Annotated in this window: 15 protein-coding genes, 4 tRNA genes and 1 rRNA gene; 17 read left to right on the top strand and 3 right to left on the bottom strand. The window is 52.1% G+C overall.

Features of this window, described 5'->3' with window-relative positions; genetic code table 11:
* Positions 1-126: 126 nt before the first annotated feature.
* The 3 genes from rrf (at position 127) to birA (ending at position 2,849) form a co-directional block, all read left to right on the top strand.
* A 5S ribosomal RNA gene (rrf, locus tag EA20_RS0106435) occupies positions 127-242 on the top strand.
* Positions 243-852: 610 nt separating this feature from the next.
* Complete coding sequence (gene murB / locus EA20_RS0106430; RefSeq protein WP_024966045.1) at positions 853-1,890, top strand: UDP-N-acetylmuramate dehydrogenase; 1,038 nt, start codon at positions 853-855, stop codon at positions 1,888-1,890.
* On the top strand, positions 1,887-2,849 hold the full coding sequence (gene birA, locus EA20_RS0106425) for a bifunctional biotin--[acetyl-CoA-carboxylase] ligase/biotin operon repressor BirA (protein WP_024966044.1): 963 nt from the start codon (positions 1,887-1,889) through the stop codon (positions 2,847-2,849). The genes murB and birA overlap by 4 nt, the downstream gene beginning before the upstream one ends.
* Before the next feature lie 24 nt (positions 2,850-2,873).
* On the opposite strand, the gene coaA is transcribed toward birA, so the two are convergent.
* Positions 2,874-3,824: a type I pantothenate kinase gene (gene coaA, locus EA20_RS0106420; RefSeq protein WP_024966043.1), complete on the bottom strand. Its 951-nt coding sequence runs from the start codon at positions 3,822-3,824 to the stop codon at positions 2,874-2,876.
* 861 nt (positions 3,825-4,685) lie between these two features.
* On the opposite strand from coaA, the gene EA20_RS0106415 reads away from it, so the two are divergent.
* From EA20_RS0106415 to uraH, 14 genes are all read left to right on the top strand, one after another.
* A tRNA-Thr gene (locus EA20_RS0106415) sits at positions 4,686-4,761 on the top strand.
* Between the two features lie 29 nt (positions 4,762-4,790).
* Positions 4,791-4,875, top strand: a tRNA-Tyr gene (locus EA20_RS0106410).
* Between the two features lie 156 nt (positions 4,876-5,031).
* Positions 5,032-5,106, top strand: a tRNA-Gly gene (locus tag EA20_RS0106405).
* Between the two features lie 6 nt (positions 5,107-5,112).
* Positions 5,113-5,188, top strand: a tRNA-Thr gene (locus tag EA20_RS0106400).
* A gap of 113 nt (positions 5,189-5,301) precedes the next feature.
* Complete coding sequence (gene tuf / locus EA20_RS0106395; protein ID WP_024966042.1) at positions 5,302-6,486, top strand: elongation factor Tu; 1,185 nt, start codon at positions 5,302-5,304, stop codon at positions 6,484-6,486.
* Between the two features lie 229 nt (positions 6,487-6,715).
* A complete protein-coding gene (secE, locus tag EA20_RS0106390; RefSeq protein ID WP_024966041.1) occupies positions 6,716-7,099 on the top strand; it encodes a preprotein translocase subunit SecE in 384 nt (127 codons plus the stop codon).
* 1 nt (position 7,100) lies between these two features.
* A complete protein-coding gene (nusG, locus tag EA20_RS0106385; RefSeq protein WP_024966040.1) occupies positions 7,101-7,646 on the top strand; it encodes a transcription termination/antitermination protein NusG in 546 nt (181 codons plus the stop codon).
* A gap of 196 nt (positions 7,647-7,842) precedes the next feature.
* Complete coding sequence (rplK, locus tag EA20_RS0106380) at positions 7,843-8,271, top strand: 50S ribosomal protein L11 (RefSeq protein ID WP_024966039.1); 429 nt, start codon at positions 7,843-7,845, stop codon at positions 8,269-8,271.
* Between the two features lie 3 nt (positions 8,272-8,274).
* On the top strand, positions 8,275-8,979 hold the full coding sequence (gene rplA / locus EA20_RS0106375) for a 50S ribosomal protein L1 (RefSeq protein ID WP_024966038.1): 705 nt from the start codon (positions 8,275-8,277) through the stop codon (positions 8,977-8,979).
* 379 nt (positions 8,980-9,358) lie between these two features.
* On the top strand, positions 9,359-9,862 hold the full coding sequence (rplJ, locus tag EA20_RS0106370) for a 50S ribosomal protein L10 (RefSeq protein WP_024966037.1): 504 nt from the start codon (positions 9,359-9,361) through the stop codon (positions 9,860-9,862).
* A gap of 70 nt (positions 9,863-9,932) precedes the next feature.
* Positions 9,933-10,298 (top strand): 50S ribosomal protein L7/L12, encoded by a 366-nt coding sequence (rplL, locus tag EA20_RS0106365; RefSeq protein WP_024966036.1) that lies wholly within the window; start codon positions 9,933-9,935, stop codon positions 10,296-10,298.
* A gap of 324 nt (positions 10,299-10,622) precedes the next feature.
* The gene (gene rpoB, locus EA20_RS0106360; RefSeq protein WP_024966035.1) at positions 10,623-14,651 is read left to right on the top strand and encodes a DNA-directed RNA polymerase subunit beta; all 4,029 of its coding nucleotides are present in this window, start codon (positions 10,623-10,625) and stop codon (positions 14,649-14,651) included.
* A 207-nt stretch (positions 14,652-14,858) separates the two neighbouring features.
* Positions 14,859-19,079, top strand: a complete 4,221-nt coding sequence (gene rpoC, locus EA20_RS0106355; protein ID WP_024966034.1) for a DNA-directed RNA polymerase subunit beta' — start codon at positions 14,859-14,861, stop codon at positions 19,077-19,079.
* Positions 19,080-19,236: 157 nt separating this feature from the next.
* Entirely contained in the window at positions 19,237-19,659 is a 423-nt protein-coding gene (gene uraH / locus EA20_RS0106350; RefSeq protein WP_024966033.1) for a hydroxyisourate hydrolase, read from the top strand.
* A 289-nt stretch (positions 19,660-19,948) separates the two neighbouring features.
* Here the strand turns inward: uraH and thiH are convergent, their stop codons facing one another.
* On the bottom strand, positions 19,949-21,076 hold the full coding sequence (gene thiH / locus EA20_RS0106345) for a 2-iminoacetate synthase ThiH (RefSeq protein ID WP_024966032.1): 1,128 nt from the start codon (positions 21,074-21,076) through the stop codon (positions 19,949-19,951).
* Complete coding sequence (locus EA20_RS0106340; protein ID WP_024966031.1) at positions 21,076-21,849, bottom strand: thiazole synthase; 774 nt, start codon at positions 21,847-21,849, stop codon at positions 21,076-21,078. Before EA20_RS0106340 ends, thiH begins: the two co-directional genes overlap by 1 nt.

Here is a 21,849-nt window from a genome sequence, read left to right as displayed (position 1 = left end):
AGACAATTTTCAGCCTGTACCGGATAAAGAATAAAGTGACGTTCTGCGGACTGAGGTCCGTGGGATTTTGTTTTGTGGCAACGCGGCCAGAAAGCAAAAGACACAGGACGGCACGAAAAGAATTTGCCTGGCGGCTGTAGCGCGGTGGTCCCACCTGACCCCATGCCGAACTCAGAAGTGAAACGCCGTAGCGCCGATGGTAGTGTGGGGTCTCCCCATGCGAGAGTAGGGAACTGCCAGGCATCAAATCGCGATAACCCTGACCTGACGGTCAGGGTTTTTTGCGTTTCAGGGCCGGAAAAAAGCGGCTGCGCCAGGTCTCCGGTCTGACGCCGCCCCTGCGTTATTCCAAATGCCCTTGCGTCACGGTTATCTTCATGTGTCATGCCGGATGAGCATGGCCCTCTCCGGACGACACCGGCTGATGCCCGCCGTTGCCTGAAGCGTTTTCCCTGCCCCGTATGCGGGCTGCAGGGGCTCACCTGTACCCTCAGTCGTTCCGTTTCCACATCTGTCGAAGAAGGCGGAATTGCTGTGTGTACCCGCAGTGACTTACCGGAGCGAACGGTGACATGCATATCGTTCCCTGATGTATTATATTCTCAAGAGTATCAGTCGGTTCTGTACTGAACCCGGAATATTGCTTCTGCTGGCAGGTATTTCGTCCTTCCACGTAACCGGTTGTGTGCCCGCAAGCACTGTCACTAATCCCGTTCCGTCAATCATCCAGCTTACTATCCCTGCTGAGTGGTAATGCCTGTACGCCATCTCCCTCCACGGTGGGCAAATCCTTAGGCGTCATATCGTCTTATCGGGTAAACTACCGGCAGTTAAATTTTTGAAGGCCTTCCCATGTCCACCCAGCTTCACTCTCTGAAACCATTTAATACCTTTAACCTAAACGCCATGGCTGCAAATATTGTGATTGCAGAAACGGCAGAGGAAATGGTTTTTGTCTGGCAGAAAAGCCTGGCAGATCGCCAACCTGTTTTACTGCTCGGTGAAGGTAGCAATGTGCTTTTTCTGGAGGATTACCAGGGGACAGTGCTGGTTAACCGGATCAGGGGTATCGCGGTTCGTGAAAGTGATGATGACTGGCATCTGCACGTGGGAGCCGGAGAAAACTGGCATAATCTTGTAGAGTACACGCTTGAGAAAGGTCTGGCCGGACTGGAAAATTTGGCAATGATACCGGGTTGCGTGGGGTCATCACCAATTCAAAATATTGGCGCATATGGTGTGGAGCTGAAGCATGTATGTGAATACGTCGATATCCTGGACCTTTCATCCGGTAAAATTCAGCGTCTGACTGCGCAGGAGTGTCAGTTCGGTTACCGTGACAGTATTTTTAAGCATAAGTATCAGACAGGCTATGCCATTATCGCCGTGGGTTTAGCGCTTAAAAAAGCGTGGATTCCGGTGATCACCTACGGTGATTTGATCCGGCTGGATGCTGAAAAAGTAACACCTCAACAAATATTTGATGCTGTCTGCTATATGCGCACCAGTAAATTACCCAATCCTAAAATAACGGGTAATGCTGGTAGCTTCTTCAAAAATCCCGTAGTTAGCGCTGAACAGGCAGCCTTACTCAAGGCCCGCTTTCCGGATGCACCTTTTTATCCGCAGCGTGACGGGCAGGTCAAACTCGCCGCTGGCTGGCTTATCGATCGCTGCGATCTGAAGGGATTTACGATTGGCGGTGCAGCAGTTCATCGTCAACAGGCGCTGGTGCTTATCAATCAGCAAGAAGCAACAGGCGCGGATATTGTGGCCCTGGCCCATGAAGTTCGTCAGCGAGTGGGAACAAAGTTTAACGTGTGGCTTGAACCGGAGGTGCGTTTTATTGGCGCACTGGGAGAAAAGGATGCTGTTGGAGTCATCGCATGAAAGGTAATACTGTCCCTTTAACACTGATAAATATACTGGCTGACGGTGAATTTCATTCTGGCGAACAGTTGGGTGAAATGCTGGGCATGAGCCGCGCAGCAATCAATAAACACATTCATACACTCAAAGACTGGGGGATTGATGTGTTTACCGTAACAGGTAAAGGATACAGCCTGCCGGCACCCGTTCAGCTACTTGATGAGGCCGTCATCACTTCTCAGCTGGAGGAGGGACGGCTGGCGGTGGTTCCTGTCATTGACTCAACGAATCAGTATCTGCTTGAGCGCATGGATTCATTGCAATCTGGCGATGCCTGCGTGGCGGAATATCAGCAGGCAGGCAGAGGACGCCGTGGCAGGCAATGGTTTTCACCTTTTGGCTCCAATCTCTATCTGTCAATGTACTGGAAACTGGAGCAGGGACCTGTAGCCGCGATGGGACTTAGCCTGGTGATTGGCATTGTCACGGCTGAAGTGCTTCAGGGGCTTGGCGCCAGTGATGTTCGCGTTAAATGGCCAAACGATCTTTATCTCAACGACAGAAAGCTGGCGGGGATTCTGGTCGAGCTGACGGGCAAAACCGGTGATGCCGCTCAGATTGTTATGGGAACCGGTATCAACCTGGCAATGCGTTCACCGGATACCACTATCGTGAATCAAGGCTGGATTAATCTTCAGGAAGCAGGTGTGACGATCGACAGAAACAAGCTGGCGGCAAGTCTGGTGAATAATATGAGAAGTTCACTTCAGGTTTTTGAAAAGGAAGGGCTGGCTCCCTTTATTGATCGCTGGAGTAAACTGGACAACTTTATCAACAGGCCAGTCAAATTGCTTATTGGCGACAGGGAAATTCTGGGAATAGCGCGTGGAATCGATCAGCAGGGTGGACTGATTCTGGAACAGAATGGAATAAGGAAATCCTGGGTAGGCGGCGAGATTTCACTACGCCCGCAAAATTAATAAAGAGGGGAGTCCCCCTCATTATCACTTTCTGAGCCTGACTAAATCGACCGCATGATCGACACTTTTGGTCATAATCAGGCTGGCCCGCTCGCGTGTTGGTAGTATATTTTCTTTTAAATTCAGTAGGTTAATCTCTTCCCACAACTGGGTGGCAACGCCTACCGCCTCTTCTTCGGTAAGCCTGGCGTAATTGTGGAAATAAGAATCTGGATCGGTAAAAGCACCCTGGCGGAATTTCAGGAAGCGGTTGATATACCAGTGCTGTAAAAGATCTTCCGGTGCATCTACATAGATTGAGAAATCAACGAAATCGGAAACAAATACATGATGCGGATCGTGAGGATAATCCATCCCGCTTTGCAAAACGTTCAGGCCTTCAAGAATTAAAATATCAGGCTGTTGAACGATTTTGTCCCCGTCAGGAATAACGTCATAAATCAGATGTGAGTAAACCGGCGCGGTCACCTGAGCGGCGCCCGATTTAAGATCAGAAACAAAGTTGACCAGCCGGTGCATATCATAAGATTGAGGAAAGCCTTTTTTCTTCATCAATCCGCGTTCTTTCAACACCTCATTCGGATGTAAAAAACCATCGGTAGTGATCAATTCAACACGACGATGCTCAGGCCAGCGGCTGAGAAGCGCCTGCAGTACACGAGCTGTAGTGCTCTTACCTACGGCTACGCTGCCAGCAATGCTAATGATATAGGGGATCTTTTGTCCGTTAGTGCCGAGAAACTGTTCCAGAACAGCCTGCCGACGCAAATTTGAACTGATATAAAAATTGAGCAAGCGCGAAAGCGGCAGGTAGATTTCTGCCACTTCTTTCAGAGACAAATCTTCATTTATCCCCTCCAGTTGTTCAATTTCCTCTTCACTCAGGGTCATCGGCACCGAATCACGCAGCGTAGCCCATTGAGCACGGTTAAATTGCAAATACGGTGTAGTTAACAATGATTCTTTTTTGTTCATATGCATGCTTCTGTCAGCAAGAATTTGCCTGTCGTGATGCTAAAGCTCGCTTGATGAAGTGCCCCGGGGACGCTTCTCATTCACGGACTAAGGGAAATTTCAGAAAACAATGGGCAGGAGGTTAACACCAGAGAGGCGGTAATCAGAAGGAAAAATACGCTCTGCGGGCGCAAACGTAACGGCGTCCACACTTATTAACAGAAATGAATGCAACACGTTTAGGGACTCAAGCGACGGCGTGGCGCTGTCTGCGGTAGTTCTGCTCCCTACAGGTTTAAGCACGGCGCCGTGCAAAAGTCAGAAAGTTCCACCCCGTATTTTATCAAGGAATCGAGGGAGGCATTATCAGCCTGCTGATTAAGCGTAAAAAGAGGTCAGGTCATGCCTTTACCAGAACTCATAGATAACTAACGCACAACTTCGTATAAGTGAGCACTGCAGGTGAGAGCGGTGCCGCTACCTAAAAGAGAAGGCGGTTTATCAACCGTTGCTCTTTTAAGCTTCTCTCTTTAACAGGAGGAGAATATGGAAGATGAAAGAATCTTACTTCTATTAACCAGTAAGGACAGCTAGTGACGGAGTCCAGGGGGCTTTCAGGGCGATAATCAACTCTTGGGAGAAGACAGCGAGCATTAAAAACCGATTTTGTGAAAAAGGTATTACTAACAAAGCGTACAAAGAAGATTCCGTGTCGCCAAAGCAGTGGTGAAAAAATCGCTAGTCTGGCGTTTATTTGTGCGGATTTATCGGGTTGAGGTAATAAATTGCGAAGAATCGCACAAATAGTAAGCATTAGAACAATTATCGCAATTTTTTTGTTGCATCCCACGGCCGCTCTACCTAGAATGCGCGTCACTTGATGCCGGCTTAGCTCAGTTGGTAGAGCAACTGACTTGTAATCAGTAGGTCACCAGTTCGATTCCGGTAGCCGGCACCATCAAGTAAAAAGTAGTATAAGCAAGACGAGGTGGGATTCCCGAGCGGCCAAAGGGAGCAGACTGTAAATCTGCCGTCATCGACTTCGAAGGTTCGAATCCTTCTCCCACCACCATTTCAGCCCTGAGGTCTAAGGCTGCAAATGCAGATTTCAGACTGAGCACAAGCACAGTCAGAGTCATCAAGCGTTAGCGGGTTGACTCGAATAGCAAGGGGGCATCTTCTTGTTGTTCAAAAGCTACAGACAGAACAGGTAGCCGAGTTCCAGGATGCGGGCATCGTATAATGGCTATTACCTCAGCCTTCCAAGCTGATGATGCGGGTTCGATTCCCGCTGCCCGCTCCAAGCCGTGCTGATATGGCTCAGTTGGTAGAGCGCACCCTTGGTAAGGGTGAGGTCCCCAGTTCGACTCTGGGTATCAGCACCACTTCTAAATCTCCCTCCCTGATTCTTCTCTGTACGTTAAAATTCAACTGTTCAGGCACTGCCTGGTTGATGTGGTGATATCACCGATTTATCCGTGTCTTAGAGGGACAAGCGATGTCTAAAGAAAAATTTGAACGTTCCAAACCGCACGTCAACGTTGGTACTATCGGCCACGTTGACCACGGTAAAACTACCCTGACTGCTGCTATCACTTCCGTACTGGCTAAAACCTACGGTGGTTCTGCTCGTGCATTTGACCAGATCGATAACGCGCCTGAAGAAAAAGCTCGTGGTATCACCATCAACACCTCTCACGTTGAATATGACACCCCGACCCGTCACTACGCGCACGTTGACTGCCCAGGCCACGCCGACTATGTGAAAAACATGATCACCGGTGCTGCCCAGATGGACGGCGCTATCCTGGTTGTTGCTGCGACTGACGGCCCTATGCCTCAGACCCGTGAGCACATCCTTCTGGGCCGCCAGGTAGGCGTTCCTTATATCATCGTGTTCCTGAACAAGTGCGACATGGTTGATGATGAAGAGCTGCTGGAACTGGTTGAGATGGAAGTGCGTGACCTGCTGTCACAGTACGACTTCCCGGGCGACGATACCCCAATCGTTCACGGTTCTGCGCTGAAAGCGCTGGAAGGCGACGCTGAGTGGGAAGCAAAAATCATCGAACTGGCCGGTCACCTGGATAACTACATCCCAGAACCAGAGCGTGCGATCGACAAGCCGTTCCTGCTGCCAATCGAAGATGTGTTCTCCATCTCTGGTCGTGGTACCGTTGTTACCGGTCGTGTTGAGCGCGGTATCGTTAAAGTTGGTGAAGAAGTTGAAATCGTTGGTATCAAAGATACCGTGAAATCAACCTGTACCGGCGTTGAGATGTTCCGTAAGCTGCTGGACGAAGGCCGTGCGGGTGAGAACTGTGGTATCCTGCTGCGCGGTATCAAGCGTGAAGAGATCCAGCGTGGTCAGGTTCTGGCTAAGCCAGGCACCATCAAGCCACACACTCAGTTCGAGTCTGAGGTTTACATCCTGTCCAAAGACGAAGGCGGCCGTCATACTCCGTTCTTCAAAGGCTACCGTCCACAGTTCTACTTCCGTACAACTGACGTGACCGGTACCATCGAACTGCCAGAAGGCGTTGAGATGGTAATGCCAGGCGACAACATCAAAATGGTTGTTACCCTGATCCACCCAATCGCAATGGATGACGGCCTGCGTTTCGCCATCCGTGAAGGTGGTCGTACCGTTGGTGCGGGCGTTGTTGCTAAAGTTATCGCTTAATCGCGGATAATATTTGACGCAACGTACACGAAGAGGGCATCATTTGATGCCCTTTTTGCACGCTGTAACATAGAACCTGGCTCATCAGTGATTTTCAACCATAATCATTGCTGAGACAGGCTCTGTAGCACGGCGTTATATACCGAGTTTCGCCTGACAGCTTCATTCGGTTCGGTTGCCTCGTTCTACGGGGCAAAATAGTTTCTGATTTATTGTGGCAGGTTGGTTTATGAGTGCTAATACCGAAGCTCAAGGGAGCGGGCGCGGCCTGGAAGCGATAAAGTGGTTAGTGGTGGCATTGCTGCTTATCGTGGCTATCGTCGGTAACTACTATTATCGTGAGATCACATTGCCGCTGCGTGCGCTGGCCGTTGTTATCCTGATTGCTGTAGCTGGCGGCATTGCGCTGCTGACGACAAAAGGTAAGGCAACGCTGGCATTTGCCCGTGAAGCGCGTACCGAAGTCCGCAAAGTTATTTGGCCGACCCGTCAGGAAACGTTGCACACCACGTTAATCGTCGCCGCGGTAACTGCCGTGATGTCACTGATTTTGTGGGGGCTGGATGGTATTCTGGTCCGTCTGGTATCGTTTATCACTGGCCTGAGGTTCTGAGATGTCTGAAGCACCAAAAAAGCGCTGGTACGTCGTTCAGGCGTTTTCCGGTTTTGAAGGCCGCGTAGCCCAGTCGCTGCGTGAGCATATCAAGTTGCACAACATGGAAGAGCTGTTTGGCGACGTTATGGTTCCAACCGAAGAAGTGGTTGAGATCCGCGGCGGTCAGCGTCGTAAAAGCGAGCGCAAGTTCTTCCCTGGCTATGTGCTGGTTCAAATGGTCATGAACGATGCAAGCTGGCACTTAGTGCGCAGCGTGCCGCGCGTGATGGGTTTTATCGGCGGTACATCCGATCGTCCGGCACCTATTAGCGATAAAGAAGTCGACGCGATCATGAACCGCCTGCAGTCTGCAGGTGACAAGCCGCGGCCGAAAACGCTGTTTGAGCCGGGTGAGATGGTCCGCGTCAACGACGGTCCGTTTGCCGACTTCAACGGCGTTGTGGAAGAAGTGGACTACGAAAAAAGCCGCCTGAAAGTGTCCGTCTCTATCTTTGGCCGTGCAACACCGGTTGAGCTGGACTTTGGGCAGGTTGAAAAAGGCTGATAACGAAGGTGTCTCTGGATCGACTGCATGCCCTGGCGCTGCATAAAAAGTGATTCATGAGCCTGATTATTGGTTGCGAGAGGCGCGAAATTGCAATACAATTTCGCGCCTTTTGTTTTTATGCGCTCAGTGAGCGTGTGAAATATTAATCACGGGGAGCTCTTCTGGAGCGTTTGAACCCAATAGAGGAAATATCATGGCTAAGAAAGTACAAGCCTACGTCAAGCTGCAGGTTGCAGCAGGTATGGCAAACCCGAGTCCACCAGTTGGTCCGGCTCTGGGTCAGCAGGGCGTTAACATCATGGAATTCTGTAAAGCGTTTAACGCCAAAACAGAATCCCTGGAAAAAGGCCTGCCTACACCGGTTGTTATTACCGTTTATTCTGACCGTTCTTTCACCTTCGTTACCAAAACGCCTCCGGCAGCAGTTCTGCTGAAGAAAGCGGCTGGTATCAAGTCTGGTTCCGGCAAGCCGAACAAAGACAAAGTAGGTAAAGTATCTGTTGCTCAGATTCGTGAAATCGCAGAAACCAAAGCTGCGGACATGACTGGTGCTGACATTGAAGCGATGACTCGCTCAATTGAAGGTACTGCTCGTTCCATGGGCCTGGTAGTAGAGGACTAAGAAATGGCTAAGCTGACCAAGCGCATGCGCGTGATCCGTGACAAAGTTGATTCAACTAAACAGTATGACATCAACGAAGCTGTTGCTCTGCTGAAGGAACTGGCGACGGCTAAGTTCGTAGAAAGCGTTGACGTAGCTGTGAACCTGGGCATTGATGCCCGTAAATCTGACCAGAACGTGCGCGGTGCAACCGTACTGCCACACGGTACCGGTCGTTCAGTACGCGTTGCCGTATTTACCCAGGGTGCAAATGCTGAAGCGGCTAAAGCTGCTGGCGCTGAACTGGTAGGTATGGAAGATCTGGCTGACCAGATCAAAAAAGGCGAAATGAACTTTGACGTTGTTATCGCATCTCCAGATGCAATGCGCGTTGTTGGCCAGCTGGGCCAGGTTCTGGGTCCACGCGGTCTGATGCCAAACCCGAAAGTGGGTACCGTAACCCCTAACGTTGCTGAAGCGGTTAAGAACGCTAAAGCGGGTCAGGTTCGTTACCGTAACGACAAAAACGGCATCATCCATACCACAATCGGTAAGGTTGATTTCGACGCAGATAAACTGAAAGAAAACCTGGAATCCCTGCTGGTTGCGCTGAAAAAAGCGAAACCTTCTCAGGCGAAAGGCGTTTTCATCAAGAAAGTTAGCCTCTCCACCACTATGGGTGCAGGCGTTGCTGTTGATCAGGCTGGCCTGAACGCAACTGCTAACTAATCTGCTTTACGCGGGCGAAAGTTTCGACTAGAATCTTACGCCCGTTGTTCTGTTAATATACAGAACCCCTATTCAAGTCAGTCGGACTGAGACAAGGCGGCAAAGGCATAAATCGCCAGGAGCAGCCAACGCAGTATCAGCTCGAATGACGCAGAATAGACAGAATTTTCGGTTGGAGCCTGGCCTTATCCAGGCCTCCGTCCAAGACCGCAGGTGTCTCGTAAGAGGCTTAATCTCCTGCGTAGACGGTGACAGAACCTGAAGAATATTTTTATAGTCTTTGCTGGATTCTGCTCACCGTGTTTGAGCGCCTGGCCTCGGCCAGGTGAAGTGAGTTCCGGAGAAATTCATCTCCGGCAAAATCCAGGAGCACAAGCTAATGGCCTTAAATCTTCAAGACAAACAAGCGATTGTTGCTGAAGTCAGCGAAGTAGCCAAAGGCGCGCTGTCTGCGGTAGTTGCGGATTCTCGTGGCGTCACCGTAGACAAAATGACTGAACTGCGTAAAGCAGGTCGTGAAGCTGGCGTTTACATGCGTGTTGTTCGTAACACCCTGCTGCGCCGCGTCGTTGAAGGAACTCAGTTTGAGGTCCTGAAAGACACGTTCGTCGGTCCGACCTTGATTGCATACTCTATGGAACACCCGGGCGCTGCTGCTCGTCTGTTCAAAGAGTTCGCGAAAGCGAATGCAAAATTTGAGGTCAAAGCTGCGGCCTTTGAAGGTGAGTTAATCAGTGCGGCTCAGATCGACCGCCTGGCAACTCTGCCTACTTACGATGAAGCAATCGCACGCCTGATGGCAACCATGAAAGAAGCCGCTGCCGGCAAACTGGTTCGCACTCTGGCTGCAGTCCGCGATCAGAAAGAAGCTGAAGCTGCTTAAGCTTACGCCTTTCTTTTCCGACTCTTGCTTACGTAACCTTTATCTACACTGAATTCAGGAACATTTTAAAATGTCTATCACTAAAGAACAAATCATCGAAGGCGTTGCCGCCCTGTCTGTAATGGAAATCGTTGAACTGATCTCCGCTATGGAAGAAAAATTCGGCGTTTCAGCTGCTGCCGCTGTTGCAGGTCCTGCTGCTGCTGCTGAAGCTGTAGAAGAAAAAACCGAGTTTGACGTTGTACTGAAAGCTATCGGCGCTAACAAAGTTGCCGTGATCAAAGCAGTACGTGGCGCAACTGGTCTGGGCCTGAAAGAAGCTAAAGACCTGGTTGAGTCTGCACCTGCTGCCCTGAAAGAAGGCATCAGCAAAGACGACGCAGAAGCTCTGAAGAAAGCACTGGAAGAAGCTGGCGCAGAAGTTGAAGTTAAATAAGCCAACCTTTCAGGTTGCAGCCTGAGTTTTCAGGCTGATGGCTGGTGACTTTTTGGTCACCAGCCTTTTTGCGCTCTAAAGCGTCAATGACGTTTCACACTATTTAGTCATTGATTTGCTTAATATCTTTCTCTATCGACGACTTAATATATTGCTCTTCTGCTGAGGTTCCCTGCCTCGCTGCGGCAACGAAATGATTTAAGAGTGATAGAAAGAGGTATTACGGAAGGGGAGTCTTCTTTCCGCGTCACAAAATAGTGTTGCATGAACTGTCCCCCCTGGACGGACAGAGAGGTTCTACTTTTCAGCGAGCTGAGGAACCCTATGGTTTACTCCTATACCGAGAAAAAACGCATTCGTAAGGATTTTGGAAAACGTCCACAAGTTCTGGATATTCCTTATCTCCTTTCTATCCAGCTTGACTCGTTCCAGAAGTTCATCGAGCAAGATCCTGAAGGTCAATATGGTCTGGAAGCGGCATTTCGTTCCGTATTCCCTATCCAAAGCTATAGCGGTAACTCTGAGCTGCAGTATGTCAGCTACCGTTTAGGCGAGCCTGTATTTGATGTGAAAGAGTGTCAGATTCGTGGTATCACGTACTCTGCACCCCTGCGCGTAAAACTGCGCCTGGTGATCTACGAGCGCGAAGCGCCGGAAGGCACCGTTAAAGACATCAAAGAACAAGAAGTTTACATGGGCGAAATTCCGCTCATGACCGATAACGGTACCTTTGTCATCAACGGTACAGAACGCGTTATCGTTTCTCAGCTGCATCGTAGTCCTGGTGTCTTCTTCGACAGCGATAAGGGTAAAACCCACTCATCGGGTAAAGTGCTGTATAACGCACGTATCATCCCTTACCGTGGTTCGTGGCTGGACTTTGAGTTCGACCCGAAAGACAACCTGTTCGTTCGTATCGACCGTCGTCGTAAGCTGCCCGCAACCATTATCCTGCGCGCGCTGAGCTACACCACTGAGCAGATCCTCGATCTGTTCTTCGACAAAGTGGTTTATGACATTCGCGACAATAAGCTGCAGATGGAACTCGTTCCTGAGCGCCTGCGCGGTGAAACGGCCTCTTTTGATATCGAATCCAACGGTACTGTGTACGTCGAGAAAGGTCGTCGTATTACGGCACGTCATATTCGTCAGCTGGAAAAAGATGGCATCGAGCATATCGAAGTTCCGGTTGAATATATCGCGGGCAAAGTGGTCTCTAAAGATTACATCGATGAGAGCACCGGTGAGCTGATCATTGCTGCCAACATGGAGCTGTCGCTGGATCTGCTGGCTAAGCTGAGCCAGGCGGGTCACAAGCGCATCGAAACGCTGTTCACCAACGATCTGGACCACGGCCCGTATATTTCAGAAACCATCCGCGTCGACCCAACCAGCGATCGCCTGAGCGCGCTGGTTGAGATCTATCGCATGATGCGTCCTGGTGAGCCACCAACGCGTGAAGCGGCTGAAAATCTGTTCGAGAACCTGTTCTTCTCTGAAGACCGCTACGATCTTTCTGCGGTAGGTCGTATGAAGTTCAACCGTTCGCTGCTGCGTGACGAGATTGAAGGTTCCGGTATCCTGAGCAAAGACGACATCATTGAAGTGATGAAGAAGCTCATTGGTATCCGTAACGGCATTGGCGAAGTGGATGACATCGACCACCTCGGCAACCGTCGTATTCGTTCCGTTGGCGAAATGGCTGAAAACCAGTTCCGTGTTGGTCTGGTACGTGTTGAGCGTGCGGTGAAAGAGCGTCTTTCCCTGGGCGATCTCGATACCCTGATGCCTCAGGATATGATCAACGCCAAGCCGATTTCTGCAGCCGTGAAAGAGTTCTTTGGTTCCAGCCAGCTGTCACAGTTTATGGACCAGAACAACCCGCTGTCTGAGATTACGCACAAGCGTCGTATCTCTGCACTTGGCCCGGGCGGTCTGACGCGTGAGCGTGCAGGCTTTGAAGTTCGAGACGTTCACCCGACTCACTACGGTCGCGTGTGCCCAATCGAAACGCCTGAAGGTCCAAACATCGGTCTGATCAACTCCTTGTCTGTCTATGCACAGACCAACGAGTACGGTTTCCTGGAAACCCCATACCGTCGCGTTCGCGAAGGCGTGGTGACCGACGAAATTCATTACCTCTCTGCAATTGAAGAGGGTAACTACGTTATCGCTCAGGCAAACACCAACCTCGACGACGAAGGTCACTTCGTGGACGATCTGGTGACCTGCCGTAGCAAAGGCGAATCGAGCCTGTTCAGCCGCGATCAGGTTGACTACATGGACGTTTCCACCCAGCAGGTGGTTTCCGTCGGTGCGTCACTGATCCCGTTCCTGGAACACGATGACGCCAACCGCGCATTGATGGGTGCAAACATGCAACGTCAGGCGGTTCCGACGCTGCGCGCTGACAAGCCGCTGGTTGGTACCGGTATGGAACGCGCGGTAGCGGTAGACTCCGGTGTTACCGCCGTAGCGAAACGTGGTGGTACCGTTCAGTACGTGGATGCCTCCCGTATCGTTATCAAAGTTAACGAAGACGAGATGTACCCGGGCGAAGCCGGTATCGATATTTACAACCTGACCAAGTACACCCGTTCTAACCAGAACACCTGCATCAACCAGATGCCGTGTGTCAACCTGGGCGAGCCAATTGAACGTGGTGACGTGCTGGCCGATGGTCCTTCAACGGATCTGGGTGAGCTGGCGCTGGGTCAGAACATGCGCGTCGCGTTCATGCCGTGGAACGGCTACAACTTCGAAGACTCCATTCTGGTCTCCGAGCGCGTGGTACAGGAAGATCGCTTCACCACTATCCACATTCAGGAACTGGCCTGTGTGTCTCGTGACACCAAGCTGGGGCCAGAAGAGATTACTGCTGATATCCCTAACGTGGGTGAAGCGGCGCTCTCCAAGCTGGATGAATCCGGTATCGTTTATATCGGTGCTGAAGTGACCGGCGGTGACATTCTGGTTGGTAAGGTAACGCCTAAAGGTGAAACCCAGCTGACGCCAGAAGAGAAACTGCTGCGCGCCATCTTCGGCGAGAAAGCGTCTGACGTTAAAGACTCTTCTCTGCGTGTACCGAACGGCGTATCAGGTACCGTAATAGATGTGCAGGTCTTCACCCGCGATGGTGTGGAAAAAGACAAGCGCGCGCTGGAAATCGAAGAGATGCAGCTGAAGCAGGCGAAAAAAGACCTGTCTGAAGAACTGCAGATCCTCGAAGCTGGCCTGTTCAGCCGTATCAATTACCTGCTGGTTTCCGGCGGTGTTGAAGCGGAAAAACTGGACAAGCTGCCACGCGAGCGCTGGCTGGAACTGGGCCTGACCGACGAAGATAAGCAAAACCAGCTGGAGCAGCTGGCGGAGCAGTACGACGAGCTGAAGCATGAGTTTGAGAAAAAACTTGATGCTAAACGCCGCAAAATCACTCAGGGCGATGATCTGGCACCAGGCGTGCTGAAAATCGTGAAAGTGTACCTGGCCGTTAAACGTCAGATTCAGCCTGGTGATAAAATGGCAGGCCGTCACGGGAACAAAGGTGTTATCTCCAAGATCAACCCGATCGAAGATATGCCTTACGATGAAAACGGCACGCCGGTTGATATCGTACTGAACCCGCTGGGCGTACCTTCACGTATGAACATTGGTCAGATTCTTGAAACCCACCTGGGTATGGCTGCAAAAGGCATCGGCGAGAAAATTAACGCTATGCTGAAAAAGCAGGAAGAAGTCTCCAAACTGCGTGAGTTTATTCAGCGTGCTTACGATCTGGGCACGGACGTGCGTCAGAAAGTTGACCTGAATACCTTCAGCGATGACGAAGTACTGCGTCTGGCAGAGAACCTGAAAAAAGGGATGCCAATCGCCACGCCAGTGTTTGATGGTGCGAAAGAGAGCGAAATCAAAGAGCTGTTACAGCTTGGCGGCCTGCCTTCTTCCGGTCAGATCACACTGTTTGATGGCCGTACCGGCGAGCAGTTCGAGCGTCAGGTTACCGTTGGCTACATGTACATGCTGAAACTGAACCACCTGGTTGATGACAAGATGCATGCGCGTTCTACCGGTTCCTACAGCCTCGTTACGCAGCAGCCGCTGGGTGGTAAGGCGCAGTTCGGCGGACAGCGCTTCGGTGAGATGGAAGTATGGGCGCTGGAAGCATACGGTGCCGCTTATACCCTGCAGGAAATGCTGACCGTGAAATCTGATGACGTTAATGGCCGTACCAAGATGTATAAAAACATCGTTGACGGTAACCATCAGATGGAGCCGGGCATGCCGGAATCCTTCAACGTACTGTTGAAAGAAATCCGCTCGCTGGGTATCAACATCGAACTGGAAGACGAGTAACACCTCAGCAGATTTCGAGTTGCGGCAAGACGGCAACTGAACGAATCCCCGATCGATTGCCTCAGGCAGGCGATCGGGTGAGGGAAGGCAGCGACAGCGTTGCAGCTTGAAAGATGTTCGGGGATGCCTCGAATTCGTACTGGTTACAGGATGGCCCGGGTCACTCTGGGCTCTCCTGAGAAGTCTCACTCCGACGGGAGCTAATCCGTGAAAGACTTACTTAAGTTTCTGAAAGCGCAAACTAAGACCGAAGAGTTTGATGCGATCAAAATTGCGCTGGCCTCGCCAGACATGATCCGTTCCTGGTCTTTTGGTGAAGTTAAAAAGCCGGAAACCATTAACTACCGTACGTTCAAACCAGAACGTGACGGGCTTTTCTGCGCGCGTATTTTCGGGCCGGTAAAAGATTACGAATGCCTGTGCGGTAAGTACAAGCGTTTAAAACATCGCGGTGTGATCTGTGAGAAGTGTGGCGTTGAAGTTACACAGACCAAAGTTCGCCGTGAGCGTATGGGCCACATTGAACTGGCTTCACCAACTGCGCACATCTGGTTCCTGAAATCGCTGCCATCACGCATCGGTTTGCTGCTGGACATGCCGCTGCGTGATATCGAACGCGTGCTGTACTTCGAATCTTATGTGGTTGTTGAAGGCGGGATGACCAACCTTGAACGCCGTCAGATCCTGACTGAAGAGCAGTATCTGGACGCGCTGGAAGAGTTCGGTGACGAATTTGACGCCAAAATGGGTGCGGAAGCGGTTCAGGCCCTGTTGAAAAACATGGACCTGGAGCAGGAATGCGAACAGCTGCGTGAAGAGCTGAACGAAACCAACTCCGAAACCAAGCGTAAAAAGCTGACCAAGCGCATCAAGCTGCTGGAAGCCTTTGTCCAGTCTGGCAACAAGCCGGAGTGGATGATCCTGACCGTACTGCCAGTATTACCACCGGATCTGCGTCCGCTGGTACCGCTGGACGGCGGTCGTTTCGCGACTTCAGATCTGAACGATCTTTATCGTCGCGTAATCAACCGTAACAACCGTCTGAAGCGCCTGCTGGATCTGGCTGCGCCTGACATCATCGTACGTAACGAAAAACGTATGCTGCAGGAAGCGGTCGATGCGCTGCTGGATAACGGCCGTCGTGGTCGTGCCATCACCGGTTCGAACAAGCGTCCTCTGAAATCTTTGGCCGATATGATCAAAGGTAAGCAGGGTCGTTTCCGTCAGAACCTGCTGGGTAAACGTGTTGACTACTCTGGTCGTTCCGTTATCACCGTTGGTCCATACCTGCGTCTGCATCAGTGTGGCCTGCCGAAGAAAATGGCACTTGAGTTGTTCAAACCGTTCATCTACGGCAAGCTGGAACTGCGTGGTCTTGCTACCACCATCAAAGCCGCCAAGAAAATGGTTGAGCGCGAAGAAGCGGTTGTCTGGGATATCCTGGACGAAGTGATCCGTGAACACCCAGTGCTGCTGAACCGTGCACCAACCCTGCACCGTCTTGGCATCCAGGCGTTTGAACCTGTGCTGATCGAAGGTAAAGCGATCCAGCTGCACCCGCTGGTTTGTGCGGCCTATAACGCCGACTTCGATGGTGACCAGATGGCTGTTCACGTACCGCTGACGCTGGAAGCCCAGCTGGAAGCGCGTGCGCTGATGATGTCTACCAACAACATCCTGTCACCTGCGAACGGCGAGCCAATCATCGTTCCTTCTCAGGACGTTGTACTGGGTCTCTATTACATGACCCGTGACTGTGTTAACGCCAAAGGCGAAGGCATGGTGCTGACTGGCCCGAAAGAAGCTGAGCGTGTTTATCGCGCTGGCCTGGCGTCGCTGCACGCTCGCGTTAAGGTGCGTATCACCGAACACGAGAAGAACGAGCAGGACGAGTGGGTTGCTAAAACCAGCATCATCGACACGACCATTGGTCGCGCTATTCTGTGGATGATCGTGCCAAAAGGTCTGCCTTACTCTATCGTCAACCAGGCGCTGGGTAAGAAAGCGATCTCCAAGATGCTGAACACTTGTTACCGCATCCTGGGCCTGAAGCCAACGGTCATCTTTGCTGACCAGACTATGTACACCGGTTTCGCCTATGCGGCGCGTTCTGGTGCATCCGTCGGTATTGACGATATGGTCATTCCGGCGAAGAAAGTGGAAATCATCACCGAAGCGGAAGCTGAAGTTGCTGAAATCCAGGAGCAGTTCCAGTCAGGTCTGGTTACCGCTGGCGAACGCTATAACAAAGTGATCGATATCTGGGCTGCGGCCAACGAACGCGTTGCTAAAGCGATGATGGAAAACCTCTCAACCGAAGTTGTCATTAACCGTGACGGTGAAGAAGAGCGCCAGGTTTCCTTCAACAGCATCTTTATGATGGCCGACTCCGGTGCGCGTGGTTCTGCTGCGCAGATCCGTCAGCTGGCCGGTATGCGTGGTCTGATGGCGAAGCCAGATGGCTCCATCATCGAGACGCCAATTACCGCGAACTTCCGTGAAGGTCTGAACGTACTCCAGTACTTCATCTCCACACACGGTGCGCGTAAAGGTCTTGCGGATACCGCACTGAAAACCGCGAACTCCGGTTACCTGACTCGTCGTCTGGTCGACGTGGCGCAGGATCTGGTGGTGACCGAGGATGACTGTGGTACGCACGAAGGCATCATGATGACCCCGGTTATCGAGGGTGGTGATGTTAAAGAGCCGCTGCGTGAGCGCGTTCTGGGTCGTGTGACCGCAGAAGATGTGCTGAAGCCGGGTACTGCCGACATTCTGCTGCCACGCAACACCCTGCTGCACGAACAGCAGTGTGACCTGCTGGAAGAGCACTCTGTTGACAGCCTGAAAGTCCGTTCCGTCGTAAGCTGCGAAACTGACTTTGGCGTCTGTGCGCACTGTTATGGACGCGATCTGGCGCGTGGTCACATCATCAATAAAGGTGAGGCCATCGGCGTTATCGCAGCACAGTCCATCGGTGAGCCGGGTACACAGCTGACGATGCGTACGTTCCACATCGGTGGTGCGGCATCTCGTGCGGCTGCTGAATCCAGCATCCAGGTGAAGAACAAAGGTACGCTGAAGCTGATCAACGCCAAGTCGGTAACCAACTCCGCTGGCAAGCTGGTGGTGACCTCGCGTAACACCGAACTGAAAATGATCGACGAATTTGGTCGTACCAAAGAGAGCTATAAAGTTCCTTACGGTTCTACCATGGCGAAAGGCGACGGCGAGCAGGTTGCAGCGGGCGAAACCGTAGCAAACTGGGATCCGCACACCATGCCGGTTATCACCGAAGTGAGCGGTTTCATTCGCTTCACTGACATGATTGACGGTCAGACCATTACCCGCCAGACGGATGACCTGACCGGTCTTTCTTCTCTGGTGATCCTGGACAGTGCAGAACGTACTGCCGGCGGTAAAGATCTGCGTCCTGCGCTGAAAATCGTTGATGCCAACGGTAACGATGTGCTGATCCCTGGCTCAGATATGCCAGCGCAGTACTTCCTGCCAGGTAAAGCGATCGTTCAGCTGGAAGATGGCGTGAAGATCAGTTCAGGTGACACCCTGGCCCGTGTTCCTCAGGAATCTGGCGGTACCAAGGATATCACCGGTGGTCTGCCACGCGTTGCGGATCTGTTTGAAGCACGTCGTCCGAAAGAGCCGGCAATTCTGGCAGAGATCAGCGGCATTATCTCCTTCGGTAAAGAGACCAAAGGTAAGCGCCGTCTGGTGATCACGCCGATCGATGGCAGCGATCACTACGAAGAGATGATCCCGAAATGGCGTCAGCTGAACGTGTTCGAAGGTGAGCGCGTGGAGCGTGGTGACGTGGTTTCCGATGGCCCAGAGTCTCCACATGACATTCTGCGTCTGCGCGGCGTGCATGCGGTGACCCGTTACATCACTAACGAAGTGCAGGAAGTTTACCGCCTGCAGGGCGTTAAGATTAACGATAAGCACATCGAGGTTATCGTTCGTCAGATGCTGCGTAAAGCGACCATCGAAAGCGCAGGCAGCACCGACTTCCTGGATGGCGAGCAGGTTGAAGTATCACGCGTTAAGATCTCTAACCGTGAGCTGGAAGCCAACGGCAAAATCGCGGCAACTTATATGCGCGATCTGCTGGGTATCACCAAAGCATCACTGGCGACCGAATCCTTCATCTCTGCGGCCTCGTTCCAGGAAACGACGCGCGTACTGACCGAAGCAGCCGTTGCGGGCAAACGTGACGAACTGCGCGGCCTGAAAGAGAACGTTATCGTGGGCCGTCTGATCCCAGCCGGTACCGGTTACGCTTATCACCAGGATCGTATGCGCCGTAAGGCTGCAGGCGAAGCGCCAGTTGTGCCACAGGTTACGGCTGACGAAGCGTCTGCCAGCCTGGCGGAACTGCTGAACGCAGGTCTGGGCGGTAACGACGATTAATCGTCGCTGACTTAGCCTTAAAAACCGCTCTCCGGAGCGGTTTTTTTATGCCTGTTAGTTAAGGCGACGTGGGAAATTTCAGATATTACGGCGGGAAATAGTGCTCTGCTAACAAGTTGGCTATATTTTGCTAGCAATTAACCCAAGGAGAGAAAAAATGCATTTCACCCGTAAAACACTTCTGGCCACGCTGGTTCTGGCTTCTTTCACTACCGGTGCCGCTGTGGCTGCCGAAGCAAAAAACCCGTTGAGCGTGCACGTGCTTAACCTGCAAACCGGCGTGCCGACGGCGGGCGTTGCGGTAGAGCTTGAGCAATATAAAGATCAGAAATGGGTCAAGCTCGCCTCAGGTACCACGGACAGCAATGGTCGTATCACTGCCCTGTTCCCGTCGGGAAAAACCATGAGCGCTGGTGATTACAAAGTGGTTTTCAAAACGGGCGATTATTATGACAGCGTGAAGCAACCCAGCTTCTTTCCAGAGATCCCGGTGATCTTCCATGCCGAAGACAAGGGCGGCCACTACCATATTCCATTACTGCTGAGTCAGTATGGCTATTCGACTTACCGCGGCAATTAATCGCCTTTACCGCTGAGGCTGACAGGGCATGCACGCGTGGAGCTGTTACTGGTGGCAGGCGGTTCCGATTGGTGGACTCCTTTCAGGACATCAAGGACGAGTGTGGTACAGCATCACGAAATATGAGAAGGCAGGGTCAGCGGGAAGGTGGGTAAGCTGACCCTGGTCAACAACCGGATGATCGTTAACGAAGCCACTATAGCGCGGCGGCCCGCTGGTACCAGCAGGCTCAGGCGGATATGCGTAGCGGCTTCAAATCATTCTGAACCGCTTTCACTCTATCCCCAGCTCACTGTAATGTCCGCCCCAGATAGCGATCCCAGTCTTTCCATACCGGCTGCATACCTGCCTGAATTAAGGCTTCTGCAACCTGCTGAGGATGGCGATTATCATGAGGGGAAAATTGCTCAAGCTCTGGCTGTGCTGCTGCATATCCGCCAGGCTGTGTTTTCGAAAAGGCGCTGAGAGTATTGATCGCCAGCGGTACCACTTTGTCACGGAACTGAGGGGACTCTCGTGTTGAAAGAGACTGCTCTACCTCTGGCGCAAATAACCGGAAAGCACAGATAACCTGCACCAGCTGGGCCTCACTCATCACTGACGCTGGTTCAATTCCACCAGCGCAAGGCCGTAAGCGTGGAAAGGCGACCGAATAGCGGCTCTGCCAGTACGTTTTTTGCAGCCATCGCAGATGTTCCGCCATCATAAAGCAGTCGGTTCGCCAGCTGTCTGACAAACCGGTCAGCGTACCCAGCCCGATCTTGTCGATCCCGGCACGACCGAGCCGATCTGGTGTTTCCAGACGGAAATAAAAATCCTGCTTATTTCCCTTCAGGTGATGTTGGGCATAAACCGCCGGATGATAAGTTTCCTGATAAACCAGAACGCCGTCCAGGCCAAGTGTTTTAAGTTCGGCATACTCTTCTTCCTTTAGCGGCTGAACTTCCATCAGCAGCGAACTGAAGTGCTGGCGTATGGCAGGCAGGTGCTGGCGGAAATAGGCCATGCCAACTTTGGTCTGATGTTCACCAGTCACCAGCAGCAGCTGATCAAACCCCATAGCTCTTATCGCTGCACATTCTCGCGCGATCTCCTGGGCGTTCAGCGTCTTACGTTTAATGCGGTTGCTCATTGAGAATCCGCAATAGGTGCAGTCATTGGCGCACAGGTTGGAGAGATAAAGCGGGACAAAGAGGTTAACCGCATAACCGAACCGTTGCCGGGTCAGGTGCTGAGCTTTTTGCGCCAGTGGCTCAAGATAGGCTGCGGCGGCGGGAGAAAGCAGCGCCATGAGCTCTTCGCCTCCCACCTGAGGCGCATTCAGTGCGCGCTCCACATCCACTGCCCTTTTGCTGTTTATCCGCAGGCGAATATCATCCCAATCCAGTTTTTCCCACTGATCGGCGAAGCATTTCATCATGGGGTACTCTCCTGCAAAAAGGCTGTCAGCGGGCTGGTGGCCTGCGCCCGCAGACTCCGCTCGCCCAGCCCGCTTTCACAGGCCAGCGAACCCGCCTCAGCGGCCAGCCTGAAGGCACGAGCCATCATCACCGGATTGCGGGAGGAGGCGATGGCCGTATTCACCAGGACCGCATCTGCGCCCATTTCCAGCGCCTCGCTGGCGTGGCTTGGGGCGCCAATACCGGCATCCACAATTACAGGAATGCTGGCTTGTTCGATAATAATGGCCAGAAGATCGCGCGTTTTCAGCCCCTGATTGCTGCCAATTGGCGCGCCAAGCGGCATGACGGCTGCACAGCCTGCTTCTTCCAGCCGGCGGCATAATACCGGGTCCGCATGACAGTAAGGCAGGACGGTAAACCCCTCTTTTACTAATGCTTCAGCGGCTTTCAGTGTTTCAATCGGATCGGGAAGCAGGTAACGCACATCGGGATGGATCTCCAGCTTCAGCCAGTGCGTTCCCAGCGCCTCACGGGCCAGACGCGCGGCAAAAATCGCTTCTTCAGCGGTCTTTGCTCCTGAGGTATTGGGCAGCAGCTGGATGCCTGAAGCCTGCAGCGGTAGCAGGATCCCGTCGTCGACGCCGCGCAGGTCAATCCGTTTCATTGCCAGCGTTACCAGCTGAGATCCCGACTCACGCAGTGCCTCCAGCATAATGGCAGGGCTGGAGAACTTGCCGCTACCGGTCAGCAGGCGCGAAGAAAAAGTTTTATCAGCAATCCTGAGCAT

The organism is Pantoea sp. IMH (assembly GCF_000599885.1).
GTDB lineage: Bacteria > Pseudomonadota > Gammaproteobacteria > Enterobacterales > Enterobacteriaceae > Erwinia.
The sequence above is the reverse complement of the archived record's forward strand: the minus strand, read 5'-3'. Positions and strand labels throughout refer to the sequence as shown.

What these genes read in the sequence shown, in the direction of transcription:
- tuf (WP_024966042.1), top strand. Translation starts at nt 5,302, where the DNA reads ATGTCTAAAGAAAAATTTGAACGTTCCAAACCGCACGTCAACGTTGGT.
- thiH (WP_024966032.1), bottom strand. Translation starts at nt 21,076, where the DNA reads ATGAAATGCTTCGCCGATCAGTGGGAAAAACTGGATTGGGATGATATT.
- rplL (WP_024966036.1), top strand. Translation starts at nt 9,933, where the DNA reads ATGTCTATCACTAAAGAACAAATCATCGAAGGCGTTGCCGCCCTGTCT.
- rplA (WP_024966038.1), top strand. Translation starts at nt 8,275, where the DNA reads ATGGCTAAGCTGACCAAGCGCATGCGCGTGATCCGTGACAAAGTTGAT.
- uraH (WP_024966033.1), top strand. Translation starts at nt 19,237, where the DNA reads ATGCATTTCACCCGTAAAACACTTCTGGCCACGCTGGTTCTGGCTTCT.
- birA (WP_024966044.1), top strand. Translation starts at nt 1,887, where the DNA reads ATGAAAGGTAATACTGTCCCTTTAACACTGATAAATATACTGGCTGAC.
- rpoB (WP_024966035.1), top strand. Translation starts at nt 10,623, where the DNA reads ATGGTTTACTCCTATACCGAGAAAAAACGCATTCGTAAGGATTTTGGA.
- coaA (WP_024966043.1), bottom strand. Translation starts at nt 3,824, where the DNA reads ATGAACAAAAAAGAATCATTGTTAACTACACCGTATTTGCAATTTAAC.
- nusG (WP_024966040.1), top strand. Translation starts at nt 7,101, where the DNA reads ATGTCTGAAGCACCAAAAAAGCGCTGGTACGTCGTTCAGGCGTTTTCC.
- secE (WP_024966041.1), top strand. Translation starts at nt 6,716, where the DNA reads ATGAGTGCTAATACCGAAGCTCAAGGGAGCGGGCGCGGCCTGGAAGCG.
- murB (WP_024966045.1), top strand. Translation starts at nt 853, where the DNA reads ATGTCCACCCAGCTTCACTCTCTGAAACCATTTAATACCTTTAACCTA.
- rplK (WP_024966039.1), top strand. Translation starts at nt 7,843, where the DNA reads ATGGCTAAGAAAGTACAAGCCTACGTCAAGCTGCAGGTTGCAGCAGGT.
- rplJ (WP_024966037.1), top strand. Translation starts at nt 9,359, where the DNA reads ATGGCCTTAAATCTTCAAGACAAACAAGCGATTGTTGCTGAAGTCAGC.
- EA20_RS0106340 (WP_024966031.1), bottom strand. Translation starts at nt 21,849, where the DNA reads ATGCTCAGGATTGCTGATAAAACTTTTTCTTCGCGCCTGCTGACCGGT.